At 67.7% G+C, this 21,688-nt stretch carries 20 protein-coding genes; 13 read left to right on the top strand and 7 right to left on the bottom strand.

The annotated features are described in order from the left end of the window. Nucleotides 1-104: 104 nt before the first annotated feature. From dnaK to IG65_RS0121115, 5 genes are all read left to right on the top strand, one after another. On the top strand, nucleotides 105-1,946 hold the full coding sequence (gene dnaK, locus IG65_RS0121135; protein ID WP_030516678.1) for a molecular chaperone DnaK: 1,842 nt from the start codon (nucleotides 105-107) through the stop codon (nucleotides 1,944-1,946). Next, on the top strand, nucleotides 1,943-2,587 hold the full coding sequence (gene grpE, locus IG65_RS0121130; protein WP_030516677.1) for a nucleotide exchange factor GrpE: 645 nt from the start codon (nucleotides 1,943-1,945) through the stop codon (nucleotides 2,585-2,587). Before dnaK ends, grpE begins: the two co-directional genes overlap by 4 nt. A gap of 39 nt (nucleotides 2,588-2,626) precedes the next feature. After that, entirely contained in the window at nucleotides 2,627-3,799 is a 1,173-nt protein-coding gene (gene dnaJ, locus IG65_RS0121125) for a molecular chaperone DnaJ (protein WP_030516676.1), read from the top strand. Beyond that, nucleotides 3,799-4,194: a heat shock protein transcriptional repressor HspR gene (locus IG65_RS0121120; protein ID WP_030516675.1), complete on the top strand. Its 396-nt coding sequence runs from the start codon at nucleotides 3,799-3,801 to the stop codon at nucleotides 4,192-4,194. Before dnaJ ends, IG65_RS0121120 begins: the two co-directional genes overlap by 1 nt. Before the next feature lie 383 nt (nucleotides 4,195-4,577). Then, nucleotides 4,578-5,747 (top strand): globin domain-containing protein, encoded by a 1,170-nt coding sequence (locus tag IG65_RS0121115; RefSeq protein WP_030516674.1) that lies wholly within the window; start codon nucleotides 4,578-4,580, stop codon nucleotides 5,745-5,747. Nucleotides 5,748-5,763: 16 nt separating this feature from the next. On the opposite strand, the gene IG65_RS0121110 is transcribed toward IG65_RS0121115, so the two are convergent. Further along, nucleotides 5,764-6,549, bottom strand: coding sequence for an FAD-binding oxidoreductase (locus IG65_RS0121110; protein WP_081879635.1), 786 nt, complete (start codon nucleotides 6,547-6,549; stop codon nucleotides 5,764-5,766). A 125-nt stretch (nucleotides 6,550-6,674) separates the two neighbouring features. Next, complete coding sequence (locus IG65_RS0121105) at nucleotides 6,675-7,832, bottom strand: FAD-binding oxidoreductase (protein ID WP_030516672.1); 1,158 nt, start codon at nucleotides 7,830-7,832, stop codon at nucleotides 6,675-6,677. A 273-nt stretch (nucleotides 7,833-8,105) separates the two neighbouring features. Here IG65_RS0121105 and clpB point away from each other — a divergent pair, with 273 nt between their 5' ends. Both clpB and IG65_RS0121095 read left to right on the top strand, forming a co-directional pair. Beyond that, nucleotides 8,106-10,673, top strand: a complete 2,568-nt coding sequence (gene clpB / locus IG65_RS0121100; RefSeq protein ID WP_030516671.1) for an ATP-dependent chaperone ClpB — start codon at nucleotides 8,106-8,108, stop codon at nucleotides 10,671-10,673. A gap of 152 nt (nucleotides 10,674-10,825) precedes the next feature. Beyond that, the gene (locus IG65_RS0121095; protein WP_030516670.1) at nucleotides 10,826-11,692 is read left to right on the top strand and encodes a DUF5666 domain-containing protein; all 867 of its coding nucleotides are present in this window, start codon (nucleotides 10,826-10,828) and stop codon (nucleotides 11,690-11,692) included. Nucleotides 11,693-11,725: 33 nt separating this feature from the next. On the opposite strand, the gene IG65_RS0121090 is transcribed toward IG65_RS0121095, so the two are convergent. Further along, a complete protein-coding gene (locus IG65_RS0121090; protein ID WP_030516669.1) occupies nucleotides 11,726-12,553 on the bottom strand; it encodes a helix-turn-helix domain-containing protein in 828 nt (275 codons plus the stop codon). A 75-nt stretch (nucleotides 12,554-12,628) separates the two neighbouring features. On the opposite strand from IG65_RS0121090, the gene IG65_RS0121085 reads away from it, so the two are divergent. The 6 genes from IG65_RS0121085 (at nucleotide 12,629) to IG65_RS0121060 (ending at nucleotide 18,255) form a co-directional block, all read left to right on the top strand. Beyond that, nucleotides 12,629-13,450 (top strand): alpha/beta fold hydrolase, encoded by an 822-nt coding sequence (locus IG65_RS0121085; protein ID WP_051756579.1) that lies wholly within the window; start codon nucleotides 12,629-12,631, stop codon nucleotides 13,448-13,450. A gap of 125 nt (nucleotides 13,451-13,575) precedes the next feature. Then, the gene (locus IG65_RS39190; RefSeq protein ID WP_231509321.1) at nucleotides 13,576-14,934 is read left to right on the top strand and encodes a hypothetical protein; all 1,359 of its coding nucleotides are present in this window, start codon (nucleotides 13,576-13,578) and stop codon (nucleotides 14,932-14,934) included. Nucleotides 14,935-15,003: 69 nt separating this feature from the next. Then, nucleotides 15,004-15,825, top strand: a complete 822-nt coding sequence (locus IG65_RS0121075; RefSeq protein WP_030516666.1) for an SDR family oxidoreductase — start codon at nucleotides 15,004-15,006, stop codon at nucleotides 15,823-15,825. 6 nt (nucleotides 15,826-15,831) lie between these two features. Beyond that, entirely contained in the window at nucleotides 15,832-16,377 is a 546-nt protein-coding gene (gene pyrE / locus IG65_RS0121070) for an orotate phosphoribosyltransferase (RefSeq protein ID WP_030516665.1), read from the top strand. A 69-nt stretch (nucleotides 16,378-16,446) separates the two neighbouring features. Next, nucleotides 16,447-17,505: a beta-ketoacyl-ACP synthase III gene (locus tag IG65_RS0121065; RefSeq protein WP_030516664.1), complete on the top strand. Its 1,059-nt coding sequence runs from the start codon at nucleotides 16,447-16,449 to the stop codon at nucleotides 17,503-17,505. A gap of 57 nt (nucleotides 17,506-17,562) precedes the next feature. After that, nucleotides 17,563-18,255: a lysoplasmalogenase gene (locus tag IG65_RS0121060; protein ID WP_030516663.1), complete on the top strand. Its 693-nt coding sequence runs from the start codon at nucleotides 17,563-17,565 to the stop codon at nucleotides 18,253-18,255. Nucleotides 18,256-18,291: 36 nt separating this feature from the next. Here IG65_RS0121060 and IG65_RS0121055 read toward each other — a convergent pair whose 3' ends face one another. The 4 genes from IG65_RS0121055 to IG65_RS0121040 form a co-directional block, all read right to left on the bottom strand. Then, complete coding sequence (locus IG65_RS0121055; protein ID WP_030516662.1) at nucleotides 18,292-18,738, bottom strand: hypothetical protein; 447 nt, start codon at nucleotides 18,736-18,738, stop codon at nucleotides 18,292-18,294. 182 nt (nucleotides 18,739-18,920) lie between these two features. Then, nucleotides 18,921-19,481, bottom strand: a complete 561-nt coding sequence (locus IG65_RS0121050) for a Uma2 family endonuclease (protein ID WP_030516661.1) — start codon at nucleotides 19,479-19,481, stop codon at nucleotides 18,921-18,923. Between the two features lie 100 nt (nucleotides 19,482-19,581). Then, the gene (locus IG65_RS0121045; protein ID WP_174555025.1) at nucleotides 19,582-20,259 is read right to left on the bottom strand and encodes a response regulator transcription factor; all 678 of its coding nucleotides are present in this window, start codon (nucleotides 20,257-20,259) and stop codon (nucleotides 19,582-19,584) included. Next, complete coding sequence (locus tag IG65_RS0121040) at nucleotides 20,256-21,659, bottom strand: sensor domain-containing protein (RefSeq protein ID WP_231509320.1); 1,404 nt, start codon at nucleotides 21,657-21,659, stop codon at nucleotides 20,256-20,258. The genes IG65_RS0121045 and IG65_RS0121040 overlap by 4 nt, the downstream gene beginning before the upstream one ends. Nucleotides 21,660-21,688: the final 29 nt, after the last annotated feature.

Genomic DNA, 21,688 nt, shown 5'->3' with positions numbered 1-21,688 from the left:
ATGAACCTCGGCAACGACCATGAAGCCAAACCCACCGCTCCCAGGTGATTCGGAACCCGATGGCTGCGGGCTCTATCACCACGAAAGAAAGGTAAGGAACCACTATGGCTCGTGCGGTCGGTATCGACCTCGGGACCACGAACTCGGTCATCGCTGTTCTCGAAGGCGGTGAGCCGGTCGTCGTCGCCAACTCGGAAGGTTCGCGCACCACCCCGTCGGTCGTCGCGTTCGCCAAGAACGGAGAGGTTCTCGTCGGGCAGCCGGCGAAGAACCAGGCGGTGACCAACGTCGATCGCACCATCAAGTCCGTCAAGCGCCACATGGGCGAGGACTGGACCGTGGAGATCGACGACAAGAAGTACACGGCGCAGGAGATCAGCGCCCGTACCCTCATGAAGCTCAAGCGCGACGCCGAGGCCTACCTGGGCGAGGAGATCACCGACGCGGTGATCACCGTGCCCGCCTACTTCGAGGACGCGCAGCGCCAGGCCACCAAGGAGGCCGGCCAGATCGCGGGTCTGAACGTCCTGCGCATCGTCAACGAGCCGACCGCCGCCGCGCTGGCCTACGGCCTGGACAAGGGTGACAAAGAGCAGACCATCCTGGTCTTCGACCTCGGTGGCGGCACCTTCGACGTCTCGCTGCTGGAAATCGGCGAGGGCGTCGTCGAGGTTCGTGCCACCTCCGGCGACAACCACCTCGGTGGCGACGACTGGGACAACCGGATCGTCACCTGGCTGGTCGACAAGTTCAAGGCCAGCTCGGGCATCGACCTGACCAAGGACAAGATGGCCCTGCAGCGTCTGCGTGAGGCCGCGGAGAAGGCCAAGATCGAACTGAGCTCCTCGCAGAGCACCTCGATCAACCTGCCCTACATCACCGTGGACGCGGAGAAGAACCCGCTGTTCCTCGACGAGCAGCTGACCCGCGCCGAGTTCCAGAAGATCACCTCCGATCTGCTGGACCGCACCCGCGCGCCGTTCCAGTCGGTGATCAAGGACGCCGGTATCTCGGTCAAGGACATCGACCACGTCGTGCTCGTCGGTGGCTCCACCCGTATGCCCGCGGTCTCCGAGCTGGTCAAGGAACTGACCGGCGGCAAGGAGCCCAACAAGGGCGTGAACCCGGACGAGGTCGTGGCCGTCGGCGCCGCCCTGCAGGCCGGTGTGCTCAAGGGTGAGGTCAAGGACGTCCTGCTGCTCGATGTCACCCCGCTGTCGCTGGGTATCGAGACCAAGGGTGGCGTGATGACCAAGCTCATCGAGCGCAACACCACCATCCCGACCAAGCGGTCGGAGACCTTCACCACGGCCGACGACAACCAGCCGTCGGTGCAGATCCAGGTCTTCCAGGGTGAGCGCGAAATCGCCTCGCACAACAAGCTGCTCGGCTCCTTCGAGCTGACCGGCATCCCGCCGGCCCCGCGCGGCGTGCCGCAGATCGAGGTCACCTTCGACATCGACGCCAACGGCATCGTCCACGTCACCGCGAAGGACAAGGGCACCGGTAAGGAGAACACGATCAAGATCCAGGACGGCTCCGGCCTGTCCAAGGAGGAGATCGACCGGATGATCAAGGACGCCGAGGCGCACGCGGCCGAGGACAAGTCGCGTCGCGAGGAGGCGGAGACCCGCAACCAGGCGGAGTCGCTGGTCCACCAGACCGAGAAGTTCATCGCGGACAACTCCGACAAGGTGCCGGCCGAGACCAAGGAGAAGGTCGAAGCGGCCATCGCCGAGGCCAAGCAGGCCCTGCAGGGCAGCGATATCGCCGCGGTGAAGTCCGCGGTGGAGAAGCTGGCCACCGAATCGCAGGCGCTGGGCCAGGCGATCTACGAGGCTTCGGCTGCCGAGGGTGGCGCCGCCGCCGACGGTGCGGGCAACGCGTCCGCCGGTGACGACACCGTGGTCGACGCAGAGGTCGTGGAAGAGCCGGAGAAGAAGTGACGGAACAGAACCCGAAAGAGGAGCCGGTCACCATCGTCGACAACCGAAAGATCGACCAGGACGGGAAACCGTCCGCTCCGCAGGGTGATGTGAGCGAGGCCGCAGCCGGAAACGACACGGCTTCGGCCTCCGCTTCGGCCGGCGAGGGCGACGCCCTCGCCGACAGCATCAGCGCCGAATTGTCCGAGCGCACTGCGGATCTGCAGCGGCTGACCGCGGAGTACGCGAACTACCGCCGCCGCGTCGACCGCGACCGCAAGGCCGCCATCGACTCGGCCAAGGCCGCGGTGGTCACCGAATTGCTCGGTGTGCTCGACGATCTGGATCGTGCCCGTGCCCACGGAGATCTCGAGTCCGGACCGCTGAAGTCGGTCGCGGACAAGCTCGCCGACGCGCTGCAGAAGCAGGGCCTCGAGGAATTCGGCGTCGAGGGTGAATCTTTCGACCCGACCCTGCACGAGGCCGTGCAGCACGAGGGTGAGGGACACAACCCGGTGATCGGGGTGGTCATGCGTAAGGGTTACCGCTTCGGCGACCGCGTCCTGCGCCATGCGCTGGTCGGAGTCACCGATGGGGTAGCGGATCTGTCCGATTCGTCGGACACTGCGAATGCCGGCCGAGATGCCGACGGTGCCGAGTAACACACAGTCGCGCAATGTGACGGAAGGAGGAGATGCCCGGTGAATCGGGAGTGGCTGGAAAAGGACTTCTACAAAGAGCTGGGTATTTCCTCCAGCGCGACCCAGGACGAGATCAAGAAGGCCTACCGGAAACTGGCCCGGGATCTGCATCCGGACAAGAATCCGGGAGATACCAAGGCCGAGGAGCGCTTCAAAGCGGTCAGCGAGGCGCATGCCGTGCTGGCCGATCCGGAGAAGCGCAAGGAGTACGACGAGGCCCGGCGGTTGTTCGCCAGCGGCGGTTTCGGCCGCGGCGGCTACGCCCCGGGTGGCGGCTACACCGGCGGTGGCGGCTTCTCCAACGAATTCAACCTGGGTGACATCTTCGGCGGTGCGGCCGCCGGCGCGGGTGACGGCGGTCTGGGGGATATCCTCGGCGGCCTGTTCAACCGCGGTGGCACACGGACCACGTCGCGCCCGCGACGGGGCAGCGACGTGGAGACCGAGACGACTCTCGGGTTCCGCGAGGCGGCCCAGGGCGTGACCGTTCCGCTGCGGATGACCAGTCCGTCGCCGTGTACGACCTGTCACGGCAGCGGCGCCAAGCCGGGCACCAGCCCGCGAGTGTGCCCGCACTGCAACGGAACCGGCGTGATCAGCCGCAACCAGGGCGCGTTCGGGTTCAGCGAACCCTGCGACGACTGCCGTGGCACCGGCTCGATCATCGACGACCCGTGCACCGACTGTCACGGCACCGGCATCCAGAACCGGACCCGCACCATCACCGTGCGCATCCCGCCCGGGGTGCGCGACGGGCAGCGGATTCGGCTGGCGGGCCAGGGCGAGGCCGGTCTGCGGGGCGCGCCCGCAGGTGACCTGTACGTCACCGTGCACGTCAGCCAGGACAAGGTCTTCGGCCGCAACGGCGACGATCTGACCCTGGTGCTGCCGGTCAGCTACAGCGAATTGGTGCTGGGTACAACGGTTTCCGTGCCTACACTGGAAGGCAGAGTCGGAGTGAAGGTGCCACCCGGCACCGCCGACGGCCGGACGCTGCGAGTGCGCGGGCGCGGTGTGCCCAAGCGCGGCGGCGGCGCCGGTGACCTGCTGGTCACGGTGAAGGTCGCGGTACCGCAGAAGCTGGACGACGAAGCCACCGAGGCGCTGCGGCGCTATGCGGAGACGGAGAAGGCCGGCGGGTTCGACCCGCGCGCAGGTTGGGCAGGTGCGTAATGAACGGTGATCCGAAGAATCGGGCAACCGGCACCGAGTACTTCATGATCTCGGTGGCGGCTCAGCTGGCGGGAATGCACGCGCAGACGCTGCGGACCTACGACAGGCTGGGATTGGTTACGCCGCAACGCACTTCCGGCGGCGGCCGACGTTATTCGTCCCGGGATGTGGAACTGCTCCGCGAGGTGCAGCGCCTGTCCCAGGACGAGGGCGTCAACCTGGCCGGGATCAAGCGGATCATCGAACTCACCAATCAGGTCGAGGCGCTGCAGCAGCGGTTGGGTGAATTGACCGCCGAGGTCGAACGCCTGCGCGCCGGTCATCGGCCCGATATGGCTCCGCCGCAACGCAGTACCGCACTGGTGGTGTGGCAGCCACGCAACAAACGGCGGTAGGCGGTTTCGGCTCTGTGCCGTTCCGCGACCGGACACACCGTGCGACAGCGCCCCCGGATAGGGGGCGCTGTTCGCGTATCCCGGCGTCGTCTCGGCGCTCAGCATGCACCCGGCAAATATGAAAATCGCATATCGAGTCGTGCGCAACCACTCTCGAACACGCCGAAATACATGGCGTGTCACGGTCTTTGAGTCGGTTTCCAGGGGGCTACACACTCCGGGACCTCGGTTCGGCCGAATTACCTCCCTGTTGTTCCTTCAGTGCGTCCCGCGCCCGGCAAACCTCGCCTACACTCGGTCTCCATCGCTTGCGCCGCGTGTCCGGCGGCACCGCGCTCACCGGACCGGCCCGTGTTCGACGTGCGAAATGGGGTTGTGGACAGATGGATTCGCGGACCGTCGCGCTGATCAGAACCACGTTCAAGGCGGTGGCCGCGGAGGAAGGCGGCCCCGAACAGCTCGCCCGATCCTTCTACGCCCTGCTGTTCACCGAATATCCGCAGCTCCGGGATTTCTTCCCCGCCGCTCTGGAGGTGCAGCGCGACCGGCTGGTCAAGGCCATCGGGTATGCCGTGGACCGGCTGGAGGAGCCCGAGCAACTGCTGCCCTTCCTGGCGCAGCTCGGCCGCGACCATCGCAAATACGGTGTGGTAGCCGAACATTATGCGGCCGTGGGTAATTCGCTCAAGGGCGCCCTGCGTGCACATGCCGGCACCGAATTGTGGACCGATGAGGTGGAACATGCCTGGGACGCCGGCCTCGCGTTGATCACCCAGACGATGATCGGCGCCGCCGACCAGGAGACGACGCCGCCGGTCTGGACCGGAACCGTCGTCGAACATCGCGAGGTGCTGTGCAATCTGGCCGTCGTCCGGCTGCAGCTCGACCAGCCCATGACCTACGCGGCCGGACAATATGTGAGTGTGCAGATCCCGGCCCGCCCGCGGATGTGGCGGTACCTGTCCCCGGCGATTCCGGCGAATCCCCAGGGCGAGATCGAATTTCATATTCGCAGCGTCAGTGGCGGCTGGGTCAGTCCGGCGATGGTCGGCCATACCGCGATCGGCGACCAGTGGCTGCTCGGGGCGCCGCTCGGCGGGCTGGGGGTGCCGCGCAACACGCGCCGCAAGATGCTGATGGTCGGCTGCGGCACCGGAATCGCTCCGCTGCGCGCGCAATTGCTGGCGATGTCGCAACGCCGGTCCAATCCGAAGGTCCACCTGTTCGTCGGCGGTCACCATCCGTGCGATCTCTACGATCTGCCGACGCTGAGCGAACTGGCCGTCGCGAACAAATGGCTCACCGTCGTTCCGGTCACCGAAAGCGACGAAAACCCCTGGTGGTATTACCATCCGGAACGTGTCGAGCCCGATCTTCCGGGCATAGCGCCGCGCGAAACGGGACAGATCGGAGCGGTCGTGGCCCGCGGCGGCGACTGGTCGGACTGCGATGTCCAGATCGTCGGATCACCGAGTACGGTGCAGACCACCAAATTCCGGTTGATGGCGGCGGGCACGCCCACCGAGAACATTCGCCACGATCCGCTGTTCTAGTCGGCCCCGGCGCGGATCAGAGCCCGTCGAAGCGGATCGCCTCCGGCGGCGTACCCGTATTGACCAGCACTTCCAGCGTGGCCTGGGTCATTCCGGGCGAACCGCACACCAGGACCTGGTGGTGCAGCAGCGGGCCCATATCGCCCACCACGTCGGCCAGCGTGCCCTCCATCATCTCGTCGACATCGAATCCGACATCCACGCGGCAGCTCTCGTACCACTGGTCGACCCAATTCGGGTCCTCGGCCCTCTCGACCACGGGAATCACCGTGAGCCAAGGCATTTCGCCGGCGAGCAGGTAGAGCATGTCGGAGGCGTAGAGGTCGCGCGGGCTGCGTCCACCGATGAACAGATGGGTGCGCGGCGGCTCCGGGCGACGGGACAGATCCAGCAGGAGCGAGCGCATCGGCGCCAGACCTGTTCCGCCGGCGATCATCACGAGGTCGGTGGTGCCGGGGTCGACGCTCAGCCACCCGGCGGGAGCGCTGATCCGCCACTCGTCGCCGGGAGCCGTTTCGGTGACGATCGATCCGCTGCACCATCCGCCCGGGACGGTGCGGACGTGGAATTCGAGTTTGCCGTCCAGTGAGGGCGGCAGCGCGGGCGACAGCCGGCGGCGCATACCCGGATGCTGTGGAATCTGGACCTCGACCGATTGGCCCGCCTCGAACGGGACGAATTCGCCGATCAACCGGACCACCGCGAGATCGTGGCGCAGCCGATGATGTCCGACGACGGTCGACGACCATTCCGTCGGCGCGTCCAGCCGAATCTCCCCGGTCTCATCCGGACCCAACGTCACCGTTCCTCCTGTGATCCGAGGGACAGCTCCCGCCCCCGAAAAGTCTTGTGCCGGGCGCAGTCCCGTGCGCTCGCGCCCGCCCACCAAGGTACGCCGCGGACGCCGGGTTGCCTACCGATTGCCGCTCACACCGGGTCGGCGCTGATGATGTGTTCGGGGGTGCCGACCGCCAGCAGCGCCCGCTTGGTGTCGGCGATCATCCGCGCCGATCCGGCGATCTGGATCTGCCGATCCGACCACGAGCCGAAGCTGGCCACGACCGCGCCCAGATTCCCGATCAGCCGCCGATGCATGCCGTACGGCGGGTCCGCGGGCGGATGTGGATGCCACCACGGATTCGTGTCGCTCTCACAGACCGGCACCACCGTCAGCCACGGATTGCTCAGCGACAGCTGCCACATGTTCTCCACGTCGTACAGATCGCACGGATAGCGGCCGCCGATGAAGAAGTGCACGCGTGGGTTCACGCCGCGCCGGCCCATCTCGATCAACTGGGCGCGCAGCGGTGCGATTCCGGTCCCGGAGCCGATCATCAGCACGTCGCGCTGGGATTCGGTGTCGATGTGCAGGCCGCCCAGCGGCCCGGCGATCAACCAGGTGTCGCCGACCTCGGTTTCGCCGACGATCGCGGGACTGACCCAGCCGGTGCGGATCTTGCGGACGTGGAATTCGATCTCGCCGTACGGGTTCGTGGGAATGGCCGGGGACAGATACCGCCACATCTTCGGCCGCTGCGGGATCGAGACCGGTACGTACTGCCCGGCCTGGTAGGGGATCGGCTCGTCGGACTGCAGGCGCACGATCGCCAGGTCGTCGAGTACGCGCCGATGGCCGACCACCGTCGCTTCCCAATACGGTCGCGAGGTGTCGGAATTGGCGCCGATGGCCATCGAGGCCGAGATCAGGATGGCGATATCGCGCCAGCCGTCCTCCAGATCGGGTGTCCAGAGCGGACCGTTGTAGGTGACGAAGGCAGCGAGCAACGCGCGTCCGGCGGCATCGTAATGTGCCGCCGCGACACCGTATTTGCGGTGGTCGAGGGCCAACTGTTCCAGGAACCGCTGCGCGCGGTCCCAGTTCTCCAGATGATCCAGCACGAACTGGATGGCGGTGACAACCCGCTTGGGCTGCATATCCATCGTGTGCGGGAACAATTCGCGCAGGCCGGGAGCCTCCGCGAACAGATGCCTGTAAAACGCGCCGATCAATCGTTCGGGCCCTTGCGGCGCCTCGACGATCGACCGGAAGTTGGCGCGGACCAGCGCTGCCGAACGCGCATCCACGACGTCGAGCTTCCTTTCCTTCAATGTGTCCGACTACAGCTGCCGTGTCGTCGGCCCCCGCGGACCAGTATCCCCGAAAAAACCGTGGTCGTGCGGTGATGAGCGGATCACTTTACCCAGATCCACCAAGGGTGAAACGATTGGCCACAGGTTCCTGAAATATGTCAAACTTGAGCGGAACAGACTCAACTCCTACCGCGTTGGACTACTCAGAAGAGTCGGACCGCCCGGACCCGACCGACCACAACGCGAGACGACCGTAGGAAGGTGATCGTGGACTCGTTCAACCCCACCACCAAGACTCAGGCTGCCCTGACGGCTGCCCTGCAGGCGGCTTCGGCCGCCGGAAATCCGGAGATTCGTCCGGCTCACTTGCTGGTGGCGCTGCTGGATCAAACCGACGGCATCGCCGCCCCCCTGCTCAAGGCTGTCGCGGTCGACCCGGCAACGGTGCGACGCGAGGCACAGGACATCGTCGACCGGCTGCCCCGCGCGACCGGCGCCACCACGCAGCCGCAGCTCGGCCGGGAAGCGCTCGCCGCGCTCACCGCCGGCCAGCACCTCGCCACCGAACTCGGTGACGAGTACGTCTCCACCGAGCATGTCGTGGTGGGTCTCGCCGAAGGTGACTCCGATGTCTCGCAGCTGCTGCTGAAGTACGGCGCCACCGCGGACGCGCTGCGCGAGGCGTTCACCGCCGTGCGTGGCAACACCCGCGTGACCAGCGCGGACCCCGAGGGCACCTATCAGGCGCTGGAGAAGTACTCCACCGACCTCACCGCCGCCGCGCGCGAGGGCAAACTCGATCCGGTCATCGGCCGCGACACCGAGATCCGGCGCGTGGTGCAGGTGCTGAGCCGGCGCACCAAGAACAACCCGGTTCTCATCGGCGAGCCCGGTGTCGGTAAGACCGCCATCGTCGAGGGGCTGGCCCAGCGCATCGTCGCCGGGGACGTTCCGGAATCGCTGCGCGGGAAGACGCTGGTCTCGCTGGACCTTGGTGCGATGGTGGCCGGCGCGAAGTATCGCGGTGAGTTCGAGGAACGGCTCAAGGCGGTGCTGGAGGAGATCAAATCCAGTGCCGGACAGATCATTACGTTCATCGACGAGCTGCACACCATCGTCGGCGCCGGCGCGACCGGCGAATCGGCCATGGACGCCGGCAACATGATCAAGCCGATGCTGGCGCGCGGTGAACTGCGCCTGGTCGGTGCGACCACGCTCGACGAATACCGTAAGCACATCGAGAAGGACGCCGCCCTCGAGCGCCGCTTCCAGCAGGTGCTGGTCGGCGAGCCCTCGGTGGAGGACACCATCGGCATCCTGCGCGGACTCAAGGAGCGCTACGAGGTACACCACGGCGTGCGGATCACCGACTCCGCGCTGGTGGCGGCCGCGACCCTCAGCGATCGCTACATCACCTCGCGGTTCCTGCCCGACAAGGCGATCGACCTGGTCGACGAGTCGGCCTCGCGGCTGCGCATGGAGATCGACTCGCGGCCGGTCGAGATCGACGAGGTCGAACGGGCGGTGCGCCGCCTCGAGATCGAGGAGGTCGCCCTCGCCAAGGAAACCGACGAGGCGTCCAAGCAGCGACTCGACAAGTTGCGCCAGGAACTGGCCGACGACCGCGAGAAGCTGAACCAGCTGATGGCGCGCTGGCAGAACGAGAAGCAGGCCATCGACTCGGTCCGCACCATCAAGGAGCAGCTGGAATCGCTGCGCGGTGAATCCGAGCGCGCCGAACGCGACGGTGATCTCGGCAAGGCCGCCGAACTGCGGTACGGCCGCATCCCGCAGCTGGAGAAGCAGCTCGCGGAGGCCGAGAAGAACGCGGGCAAGGCCGGCAGCGGCAGCCTCGAGGACGAGGTGATGCTCAAGGAGGAGGTCGGTCCGGACGACATCGCCGAAGTGGTCTCCTCGTGGACCGGCATCCCGGTCGGCCGCATGCTCGAGGGTGAAACCCAGAAGCTGCTGCGGATGGAGGAGGAACTCGGGCATCGAGTGGTCGGACAGGCCGAGGCCGTGACCGCGGTCTCCGACGCGGTGCGCCGCGCCCGGGCCGGGGTCGCCGACCCCAACCGGCCGACGGGCTCGTTCATGTTCGTCGGACCCACCGGTGTCGGTAAGACCGAGCTGGCGAAGGCTCTCGCGGACTTCCTGTTCGACGACGAGCGCGCGATGACCCGCATCGATATGAGCGAGTACTCCGAGAAGCATTCGGTGGCTCGCCTCGTCGGCGCCCCGCCCGGATATGTCGGCTACGACCAGGGCGGTCAGCTCACCGAGGCGGTCCGGCGACGGCCGTACACGGTGGTGCTGTTCGACGAGATCGAAAAGGCGCACCCCGATGTCTTCGACATCCTGCTGCAGGTATTGGACGAGGGGCGGCTCACCGACGGCCAAGGCCGCACGGTGGACTTCCGCAACACCATCCTCATCCTCACCTCCAACCTGGGTGCCGGTGGCGACAAGGAGTTCGTGATGAACGCCGTGCGCTCGGCGTTCAAACCGGAATTCCTCAACCGCCTCGACGACGTGGTGATGTTCTCCGCGCTCAACGAGGAGCAGCTCGAGAACATCGTCGACATCCAGTTGGCGCAGCTGCAGAAGCGGCTCTCGCAGCGGCGGCTGAAGCTGGACGTCAGCGATTCGGCGCGGTTCTGGCTGGCCGTGCGCGGCTACGACCCGGTCTACGGCGCCCGGCCGCTGCGCCGCCTGATCCAGCAGGCCATCGGCGATTCGCTCGCCAAGGAGCTGCTGGCCGGTGAGGTCACCGACGGCGACCTGGTGAAGGTCAACGTCGCACCCGACGGCGACGGGCTGATCGTCGGACGGTGACGACCGAGCCGTCCGGGATTCGATGATCGGGGCGCGGTGTGTGAGTGAATCGCACACCGCGCCCCGCGTATCCGCCGGATTCCGCCCGCTCAGGTTTCCGAGGTTGTCGCACTTCGCTGAAGCAACGCCGATCTGCACCTACCCTGGTGAGCATGACGAATCCGAGCGACCCGTGGGCGCAGCGTCCGGATTCACCCGATACGCCGACCGAGAAGCTCGGCGCATCGGGCCGGCATCCGGACGACGGCGCCGACCACACGACGGAATACTCGGAAGCGTACGGTCAGAGCCCCGAGCCGTACGAGAGCACTCGCCCCTACGGACATCCCGGGCCCTACGAATTCCCGTCCCATCCCGAATATCAGGGCCGGTACTTCGAACAATCGCCCGGCCCGAACGCGACCCGCGAACTTCCGCCCTACGACAGCCAATGGGGCGCCTACGAATCCGGGTACAGCGAACCGGGTGAATACCCCCCTTACGGTTCCGGCGCCCCCGGCCCCACCGGCCCGCAGGGAGCGGTCGGCCCGACCGGACTGCCCGTCGAACCGCCGCGGCGCCACCGCACCGGCCTGTGGATCGCGCTGACCGCGGCCGTCTTCGTCCTGGTGGTCCTCGGCGGTATCGCCGCGGGCCTGCTGCTCGCCGGCAACGACTCCTCGTCCTCCGATGCGGCCGCCACCGGCCGGCCCGCGCCGACGCGCGTACCGGTCGTCCCGCCCAACCCGTCCGGCGGCGCGCAACCCAGCCTCCCGCAGCTACCGGGCCTCGGCGACATCGACGGTCTCGGGGCGACCATGGGGACCGTGAACAGCAACGACGGAACGACCATCATGCTGCAGTCGATGCTGGGCAACTCGGTCACCGTGCACACGGACGCGCAGACCCAGGTGATCTCGATGGGATCCGGGAAGGTCTCCGATCTGAAACAGGGCGACATGGTGGTCGTACAGGGCGACAAGAACCCGGACGGGTCCATCAAGGCGAAGATCATCATCAGCACCCAGTTGCCGAGGTAGTTCGCCTCCGCATCGCTGCGGCGGATTGCATCGTCACTGCCGCACGGAGGCGGGGGTCGTGCCGGTCATGCGGCGGTAGAACTTCACGAAGTTGGTGGCCTCGGAGAAACCGAGTTCGCGCGCCAGCGCTGCGACGGTGACGTCGGTGGTGGCCAGGCGGCGGCGGGCTTCCAGCGCCAGTCGCTCGTCGAGATACCGCTTCGCGCTGATACCCCGGGCCCGGCGCACCGACCGGTCGATGGTCTTGGTGCCGGCGTGCACGGCCCGCTCGTAGTCACCGACCCGATGCCGCCGGGGAAATTCGGCTTCGACCGCCGCCGCGAAACGCGCGAAGACCGCGGACACCGGCCCGTTGTCCGCCGCAGCGCCCGGCGCCGCGGCCACGAGCGGGGTGAGCGCCAGGCGGAGTGCGTCGGCGATATCGCGAGCGCACGACGGCGCGGCGAGCACCAATTCCAGATGTCGCAGTGCGGTCGGGACGAGCGGATCTCGCGGATCCATCGCCCATCGGCTCGGCCGGACCGCATCGTCGGCGAACGTCGCGATCCGATTGCCGGGGGCGAGGGCGTCGGGGGTGAACAGGATCGCCGTTCCGTGCAGCCGGTCGGCATCGAGCACCTGATGAACCTGCCCGGGCCGCAACCAGAACACCGTGCCCGCGGCCAGATCGTCCGGGCGGAAGTCGACGGCATGCCGGCCCGCGCCACCGGTGATCACACCGACGACGTGGAAATCCGGGCGAACCGGCCGGTGCCGCACCACGCCCCGGAAAACATCCGGGAGGCGCCGCAACTCGACCGCACGGCCCGCAGCAGCGGGTGCGTAGCCGACGCCGAGTACGTGTTGACCTGTTTCGACCATAACCGGTCGTAAAACTACCTCGTCGTGGCGTCCTGAGCGGAGTGGGATGGAGATATCCGACCAGAAAGGAGCACGATGAACACCCTCGCCACCCGAAGCCGGCGCTTCCATCTCCGCGACTCCGGCGGCACCGGCCCGGCCGTCCTCTTCCTGCACGGCAACCTCATGGACTCGACCATGTGGGACGGCGTCGTCTCGAACCTCTCCGGCTACCGCCGCATCCGCTTCGACTTCCGGCTGCACGGCGATACCGAGGACGACGGTCTGCCCTTCACCTATTGGGACGCCGCGCGCGACGCCCTGAGCGTCCTCGACGCGCTCGACGTGCCGGCCGCTCACATCGTCGGTCACTCGCAGGGCGGATTCACCGCGCTGCGGGCGGCACTGCTGGCCCCGGCACGTATTCGGAGCTTGACACTCATCGATACCGCCGCGGATCCGTTCCCCGGCCCGGCGCTGGAACAAATGGCTCGCATCCGGGACGGTTTCGCCGCCGGTGCGATCGAGGCGACCGGGGGCGCGGTTCTCGATCTGCTGCTGGGTGACGCCGAGGCGGTCGAGCACTGGCTGGCCCGGATACGACGGCAGCCTGCCGATCGACTCGCTCGTGCGGTCGGTGTGCTGATGGGCGCCGACGGAATCGCCGGCCGCCTCGCCGAGATCACCGCCCCGGCGTTGGTCGTCCACGGCGGCGCCGACCTGCCCATTCCGGCTGCGTCCGGCGCCGCCCTCGCCGCCGCGCTACCCGGCGCGGAACCGCTGGAATTGCTGGACGGTGTCGCGCACACCCCGCCCGTGACCCACCCCGCCGCGGTCGCCGCGCTGCTGCGCACCTTCCTCGATGCGGCGGCCGACGATGCCCCACAACGAGTTTCGACAACCGCACCCGCGCCGTGAGTGCGGCGCCGCGGGTGCGGCGCCTCCGCCGTGCCCGCTCGGGGGTGTGACGTCGGAAGGCAGGCGCGAACCGCGGGACGAACGGGCGCGAGCAATTGCACCCGAACCCACTAGACTCAGGTGCGATGACAGCAGCAATCTGGTTCGGCCTCGCGGCGATCGCACTGGTAGGTGCGATCGTACTGCTGTATTTCGATCGCGTGCAGCGGCAGCGGACCGGACACGTACGGCAGGTCTGGGCCAAATCCCAGGGATACACCTACGTTTCGGTCGAACCTTCGCTGGCATCGACATGGCGGCGGGGCGCGATGGCCAAACTGGGGTATCTGTCCGCGATCGATGTGGTTTCCGGTAATCGCAAGGGCGAGAAGTTCGTTCTGTTCGATCTGGAGGACGCCGCGACGCTGGTCGCCGTGCGCCGCCAGATCGGCTCGGACATCGATATCGACCTGCGCCTGAAAACCGCCTCCCCGCCCAAGGACGCCGATCTGGAACTGCTCGGCGCGATCGGCGACCGCGTGGTCTTCGCCACCAATCCGGACGTCGCCCGCCACGCCGTCGACCAGCGGATGGTCCACTTCATCGAAACGCTGCCGCATACCGTGCAGCAGTTGTGGAGTGAGGGCAACTGGACGCTGGGCATGTTGCCGGTCGGCACCGCGGCCAAGGATTGGGAGGCCGCGATCGATGCCGTGCTGCGGCTCTCGGGTCTGCTGCATGTGCTGCCGCCGGTGGCAGGCGGCGACCGCGGCCGCCTGGAATCCGATCAGCACGATCCCGGTCGTCCGCGCCCGAACGCCGAGGAACCCGGTGAAGCCGACCAGGGCTACCGCGAGCAGGGCTACGCCGACCAGAGCTACCGGGACCAGAGCTACGACGACCGGGCCGACCGCGACTACCGCGATCAGGATTACGGCGACCGGTTCGAGCGCTTCGAAGACGACGAGTTCGACGACGGATTCGACGACGAGCAAGGTCCAGGCGACCGGTTCGACGACGACCGCGATTTCCGTGACGAGCGCGCATCCGGGCCCCGGGACGGCGACGCACACGGCGGCCGGAGCGGGTTCGCGCACGAGAACGTGGACGGCATCGACCGCGGGAACATCGCTCGTGGCGGCACCGACGCACCGGCCGGCCCCCGCCCCGGCGACACTCGCCCCGGCGACACTCGTAACTCCGGTGAGCGCCCGGCATCCGATTCGGCGGACCGCGAGTCCGGTGTGATCGCCGCGCCGGTCGGCGATCTCGCGGGCGAGGCCGAGCAGCAGCCGCCGCGCCGCCCGGCGCTCGCGGTGGTGCCGGATCCCCGCAACCGGGTCCGCCGTAACTGGCCGCCCGCCGAGGAATTCCTCGAGGACGAGGAAAACGATTCGGCCGCAGCGGATTCCGATGAACCGCAGGCCGAGGACGAGCTGCCGCAGCGGCCGGGCGGTCCGTTCCATCCGGGGTTCCGTCCCTATCAGGGCCCCGCACCGCGGTGACCGGTCCGGTTCGCGAACCGGTGTCCGGGCACCGGGATTATCCGCCCGACACTAGGTGGTTGACGACCCATGACCGATAGCCCCGCAGATCCGGGGGCCGCACGCCTCCCCGGTGCCACCCGTCCGGTCGCCCTGGTGACCGGACCGACCTCCGGTATCGGCCAGGGCTACGCCACCCGCCTGGCTTCCCTCGGCTACGACCTGGTGCTGGTGGCGCGCGACGAGCAACGCCTGACCGCCCTCGCCGCGGAATTGCAGCACCGCTTCGATACCCGCAGCGAGATCCTGGCCGCGGATCTGGCGCGCGAGCAGGACCGCGACACCGTCGCCGAGCGGCTCGGCGAGGGCGTGGACTTCCTGGTCAACAATGCCGGATTCGGTATCTCGGGTGAGTTCTGGACCGTGGATCCGCGGGAATTGCAGGCCCAACTGGATGTCAATGTCACCGCGGTGCTGCAATTGACGCGTGCCGCACTGCCGCCGATGATCGCCGCCGCCAAGGGTTCGGTGGTCAATGTCGCCAGTGTGGCCGGACTGGTACCGGGCCGCGGCTCGACCTATTCGGCCTCCAAGGCCTACGTCATATCCTTGACCGAGGGCCTGGCCGGCGGACTGGCCGGGACCGGGGTCCGGGTGCAGGCGCTGTGCCCGGGATTCGTGCACACGGAATTTCACGAGCGTGCCGGAATCGAGATGTCGTCGCTACCGAAGCCGATGTGGCTCGACGTCGATCAGGTGGTGTCCGGTTCGCTGCAGGATTTGGAGAAGGACCGGGTGATCAGTGTGCCCGGGGTGCAGTACAAGGTGCTCACCACCGTCGCCGGGCTGATCCCGCGGAATCTGGTGACCCGGCTCAACCGAGGCATGTTCAACGCACGGGGAAGGACATAAACCCACATGATCGAATCCACCACCGACCGCGACAGATTGGCCGAGCTGGTCCGGGAGCTCGCTGTCGTGCACGGCCGGGTGACCCTGTCCTCCGGTAAGGAGGCCGACTACTACGTCGATCTGCGCCGGGCGACCCTGCATCATCAGGCGGCGCCGCTGATCGGCACCCTGCTGCGAGAGCTGGTGTCGGACTGGGAATTCGACGCCGTCGGCGGGCTCACCATGGGCGCGGATCCGGTGGCGCTGGCGATGCTGCACGCCCCCGGCCGCCCGCTGAACGCGTTCGTGGTGCGCAAGGCCGCCAAGACGCACGGCATGCAGCGCCAGATCGAGGGGCCGGAAATCTCCGGTAAGCGTGTGCTGGTCGTCGAGGACACCACGACCACCGGCAATTCGCCGCTGACCGCCGTCCGGGCACTGCGCGAGGCCGGTGCGACCGTGGTCGGCGTCGCCACCGTGGTCGATCGCGAGACCGGCGCCGACCAGGTGATTGCCGAGGAGGGACTGGAGTACCGCTCCATTCTGGGCCTGAAGGATCTGGCTCTGGGGTGATATTTGGGCCTGGGTTAGCCTGGACGCTGGTCTTATGTACGACAGCGTGAAGGGTCGAGTGAGTCTCCTGTGGTGAGCATTGCAATCAACGAGGGTCGCAAGAATGTTGCGATGCTCGGCATCGGGGCATACCGGCCGAAGCGTGTCGTCAGCAACGCCGACGTCTGCGAGGTTCTCGATTCCACCCCGGAGTGGATCTTCGAGCGCACCGGCATCCGCAATCGTCGCTGGATCAGCGGTGAAGAGACCCTGCGCTCCATGTCGGCGGCCGCGGGGGAGCGGGCCGTCATCAACAGCGGTATCGATCGCAGCAAGATCAGCGCGCTGATTCTGGCTACCTCCAGCTGGCTCAAGCTCACCCCGCACGGCGCGCCCTCGGTGGCCTTCGATCTCGGGATGAACGGCATCCCGGCCTTCGACCTCACTTCCGGTTGCGGCGGATTCGGCTACGCCCTCGGCGTGGCGGCCGATCTGATCCGGGCCGGTTCCGCCGAATACGTGCTGGTGATCGGCGCGGAAACCATGACGGTCGGCCTCGACCCGACCGACCGCGGCACCGCCATGATCTTCGGCGACGGCGCCGGTGCGGTCGTGGTCGGCCCCAGCGACGTCAACGGCATCTCCCCGACGGTGTGGGGCAGCGACGGGGAGAGCGCCGAGGCGATCTCCCAGGACGTCAACTTCTTCGACTACATGGACCGGGCGGAGCGACTGCAGGGCACCGATCCCGAGGTGGAGCCGGTGGGCCGGATGGCGCTGCGGATGGAGGGGCCGCGCGTATTCCGTTGGGCCGCAGTCACTCTGCCGCGCGCCCTGTCGACCGCACTGGAGATGTCGGGCGTGGCCAAGGAGGATATCGAGGTCTTCGTGCCGCATCAGGCCAACGCGCGCATCAACGAGCTGATGAAGAAGAACCTCGGCCTCGCCGACGACATCCCGATGGCCAACGACATCGAGAACACCGGCAACACCTCCGCCGCGTCCATCCCGCTGGCCATGGAGGAGATGCTGGTGACCGGTAAGGCCAAGGGCGGACAGCTGGCCCTGCTGCTCGGCTTCGGCGCCGGGCTGAGCTACGCCGGGCAGGTGGTCACCCTCCCGCCCAAGCCGATCGAACCCAGTTTCTGACCGGCCGCGACCGTCGCACCGGTCGACCGTCGTCGTGGATTGATGAGGAGATTCCGAATGGCGCGACCGTTCCGTGCTGCGTACGTGGGTGCCGCGGTGATCACCATCCTCGGCGCGGCCACCGGGCGGGACCAGTGGCAGTGGGCGACGAAGCCGCTGCTCATGCCCCTGCTGGCGGCCGATGCGATCCAGGCCGGGCGCGCGTCGAGATCGTCGCAGTCCGATCGGGCTCTTCTGCTCGGGTCGCTGGCGGCGGCCACCGTCGGCGACGTACTCCTGATAGATCCCGACGACGACCGCCGTCTGGTCGCGGGCGCTTCGGCCTTCGCGGTCATGCAGTGCGGATACTCGGCGCTGTGGTGGCGGCGCGGTGCGCGGCCGCAGCCGATGGTCGCGGCGCCCCGGCTCTTCGCGTGGCTGGGCGCCGCCATGCTGTTGCGGGCGCGCGCGCCCCGCATCGCCGCGTCGCTGACCGCCTACGGTGCGACGCTGGGCACGGCGGCGACTCTCGCCTCCGATCCGGCCCTGGCTCCCGGCGCGAAAGTCGTTGCGGGAACCGTGGTTCCGGGAAGCGACCCGCGCAGCCGCCTGGCTCTGGGCGCGCTGTTGTTCACTCTCTCCGACGGCCTGATCGTGCTGCGTCGCCTGTTCGCACGGACGACACGGTCGCGCCGTGCGAGCGAGGCCGTCATCCTCGCGACCTATGCCGGTGCGCAGTACCTGCTGACCGCGCCGACCCACTTCGACTGAACCCCACCGCCATCGCGCGACCGCGCGGGCGGATGCTCACAGGCAGAGCATGATCCGATCGCGGTCGGCCGGATCCACCCGGATCGAAATCGTCTCGCCCACATGCATTCTCGGCCGGTCGATCGGTGCGACGTCGAAAACGACCGTGCCCCGATAGGTTTCCGAACCGGGAACGGTCAGCTCCAGATCGAGTTCGGTCAGTTCCGTGTGGTGATCCGTGTACTGCAGCGGGTGCACCCGCTCGATGGTCGCCCACCCCTCCAGCCCGTGCCGCAACAACCGCCGATCCGACCGCGACGGCCGCTGCGCCAGCAACATCCCGATCCCCACACACGACCCGAACGCACCCACCATCGCCATGATCTGATACGGCTCGGTCCCCGGCGGCGTGTGCTGATGCACCCACCCCAGCCAGACCCCGAGCACGATCACATACCCGACCGTCACCCCGAGCACGGCCCGAAGAATGCGTACGTGGTCCATAACCGCCTCCACCACCCCGCGGATACCTCAAGAATAAGCCCCACCACTCCCACCCCGCCCGTATAGCGCATAACGGACAGACACGTTTCGGCCACCCCACCGAGACCGGTGGTCTCCAGCTCACCGCGCGAGTCCGCCACCCGCGTCACCGCCGCATATCGGCCCGTTACCGCAGGCCGCGGCTATTCGGATCGGGATTCGGTCAGCGCGGACAGATCGAGGGTGACGGGCGTGCCGGTCACGTCGATTCGAACCGTCGATCGCGTGTCTGCGACCAGCTCGTAGTAGTCGTCGACCAATCGATAGCCGGTGAGTGTTGTCGGAGCGTCGAGGTCGACGAGCCAATAGTGCTCGATCCCGGCCTCGGCGTATTCGGCGAACTTGGTGACACGGTCGGTGCGCCGTGAGCCAGGGGAGAGAATCTCCACCGCCAGCAAGACCTCGTCGGCATTCCAGCGCGGGTTGGTCTCGATTCCGGCCTCGGGGACGACGATGAGATCCGGGACTCGGATAGTCGGGGGAGCGACCGGGTCGATGACAACCTCGGTCTCGGTCAGGACGCCGAACGCCGGGGGCAGTTGTGGCTCCAGCTGTGCGGCAAGGCGCCACATCGCTCGTTGATGTTTCGACACCGGCCTCGGTGACACGACGAGCACCCCCTCCACGAGCTCGTAGCTACGGCTGTTGTCCTCCGGCAGCGCCTCCCAGTCCGCCATCGTCAGTAGACGATCGGGCCAATGCATAACCACGTGCTCCCCTCCTCTCGTTTGCCCTGGTCCTCTCAGTGTTCCACAGGTGACCGACAGCTCCGGGCAGTCCAGCGGCGAGCCGCTGCCGCAACGCCTATCCCCGTAGGCGCAGCACCGCCATGACCCGGCGGTGGTGGGTGTCGGACGGGGGGAGGTCCAGCTTCAGGAAGATGTTGCCGATGTGTTTTTCCACCGCGCGTTCGGTCACGGTGAGGGTGGTGGCGATGGAGGCGTTGGTGAGGCCCTGGGCCATCAGTTCCAGGACTTCGCGTTCGCGCGGGGTGAGGCGGGCGAGCGAATCCTGTTGCCGGGCAGCGCCGAACAGCTGGCTCACCACCTCGGGGTCGAGGGCCGTACCGCCGGTGGCGACGCGCTGCAGGGCGTCGACGAATTCGCGGACGTCGGCTACCCGGTCCTTGAGGAGGTAGCCGACACCGCCCGCACCGCCGGCGAGAAGTTCGGTGGCATAACGGGTTTCGACCCATTGGGAGAATACGAGCACTCCGGTGGCGGGAAATTTCCGGCGCAGTTCGATGGCGGCGAGCAGACCTTCGTCGGTGAACGAGGGCGGCATCCGCACGTCGACCACGGCGACGTCGGGACGGGTTTCGGCCACGATCTCGCTCAGCCGGATCCCGTCGCCGACCATGGCCACGATCTCGTGACCGCGATCGGTGAGCAGTCCGGCCAGACCGTCCCGCAGGATCGCGCTGTCCTCGGCGATCACGATCCGCAGGGCGTCGGCGGTGCGGCCGGCCTCGGCCGTACTCATCGCGGGCCCGCGATCGGCAGGGTGACGATGATGTTGGTGGGCCCTCCGACCGGGCTGTCGACGGTCAGGCTGCCGTCGACGGAGCGCGCCCGTGCGGCGAGACCGGCCAGACCACCGCCGACCAGCCGCCCGGTCGGCGCATCGGCCCCGGCCTCGGATTCGCCACCCATCGGACCAGGCTGTCGCACCCCACCGTGACCGTTGTCGCGCACGCTCACCATCATCGTCGCGGCGCCCGCCGGCGCGACGGACACCCACGCCGCGGTCGCCCCCGAATGCTTCACCACGTTGGTGAGCAGTTCCGCGACCGAGAAATACGCGATCGCCTCGATCGCCGGACTGGGCCGCTGCGGCAGGTGGACGCGCAGTTCGACCGGTATCGCACAGCGTGCGGTCAGCGTCTCCAGCGCCGGTTCCAGTCCCAGTTCGAGTGCGGGGGGATGGATGCCGCGCACCAGTTCCCGCAGCTCGGCGATGGCATCCTTCGAGCTCGCCCGGGCATCGGCGATGAGCGCGGCCGGGTCGGCGCCCGCGGCGAGTCGTTCCTCGGCACGCCCCAGCGTCATCGCGATACTCACCAGCCGTGCCTGGGTGCCGTCGTGCAGATCGCGTTCCAGCCGCCGCAGCGTCGCCGCGGAATCCTCGACCGCGACGCGCCGGCTCTCCTGCAGTTCGACCATCCGCCGATCGCCCGCCGTCGGTGTCAGCAGCACCAGCATCAGTCCGCGATGCGCCCAGCACACCGCGCGCACGAGCCACGGCAGCAGGAAGCAGCCGATGACGCCCAGTGCCGCCAGACCGAGTACGCGCGGCCAGGTGTCGATGTAGTAGTCGCCGAATTGCGCCAGCGAATGATGTTCGCGCCCTTGCGGATCCACATTGACGGGGTGGAAAACCGCCCACGGGACGGGGGAGATCGCGGTGAAGACGGTCACCGCGATCACGGTCAGCACCACGTATCCGACGAACACCCCGAGGACCGCCTCGGCGACCAGGAAGGCCAGTGCCCGCCATGCGGTGCGATCGGTGAAGACGCTGCGGAACCAGCCCACCAGTCCCGGCCGGGCGGCGAAATTCGGCGGCGCCGGCAGATCGGCGGACAGTAACGCGGCACCCACGGCCCGGTAGAGCCGTCCCCAGATCCGGCCGCCCAGCAGCACCCCGGCCAGCAGCGGAGCGCCGATGATCAGGATCGAACTGTAGAGCCCGACGCCGTAGCCGACGAACAGATAGGCCAGCACCAGACAGCCCAGAATCGCGGCGACGACCAGGTAGGCCAGCTCTTTCCAGGTGCGTGCCTGGAACGGGGCGCGCAGGATCGCCCGCAGCACCGACCCGGCGGTCGGGCGCGAGTCCGGACGGTCGAGTACGAGCGTCGGTTCGGCGAGTGTTTCGGTCATAGCTTCCATGCTGGTCGGAGCCGATCCGC

The sequence above is a fragment of the Nocardia sp. NRRL WC-3656 genome, assembly GCF_000720265.1.
In the GTDB taxonomy this organism is placed as follows: Bacteria; Actinomycetota; Actinomycetes; order Mycobacteriales; family Mycobacteriaceae; genus Nocardia; species Nocardia nova.
The sequence above is the reverse complement of the archived record's forward strand: the minus strand, read 5'-3'. Positions and strand labels throughout refer to the sequence as shown.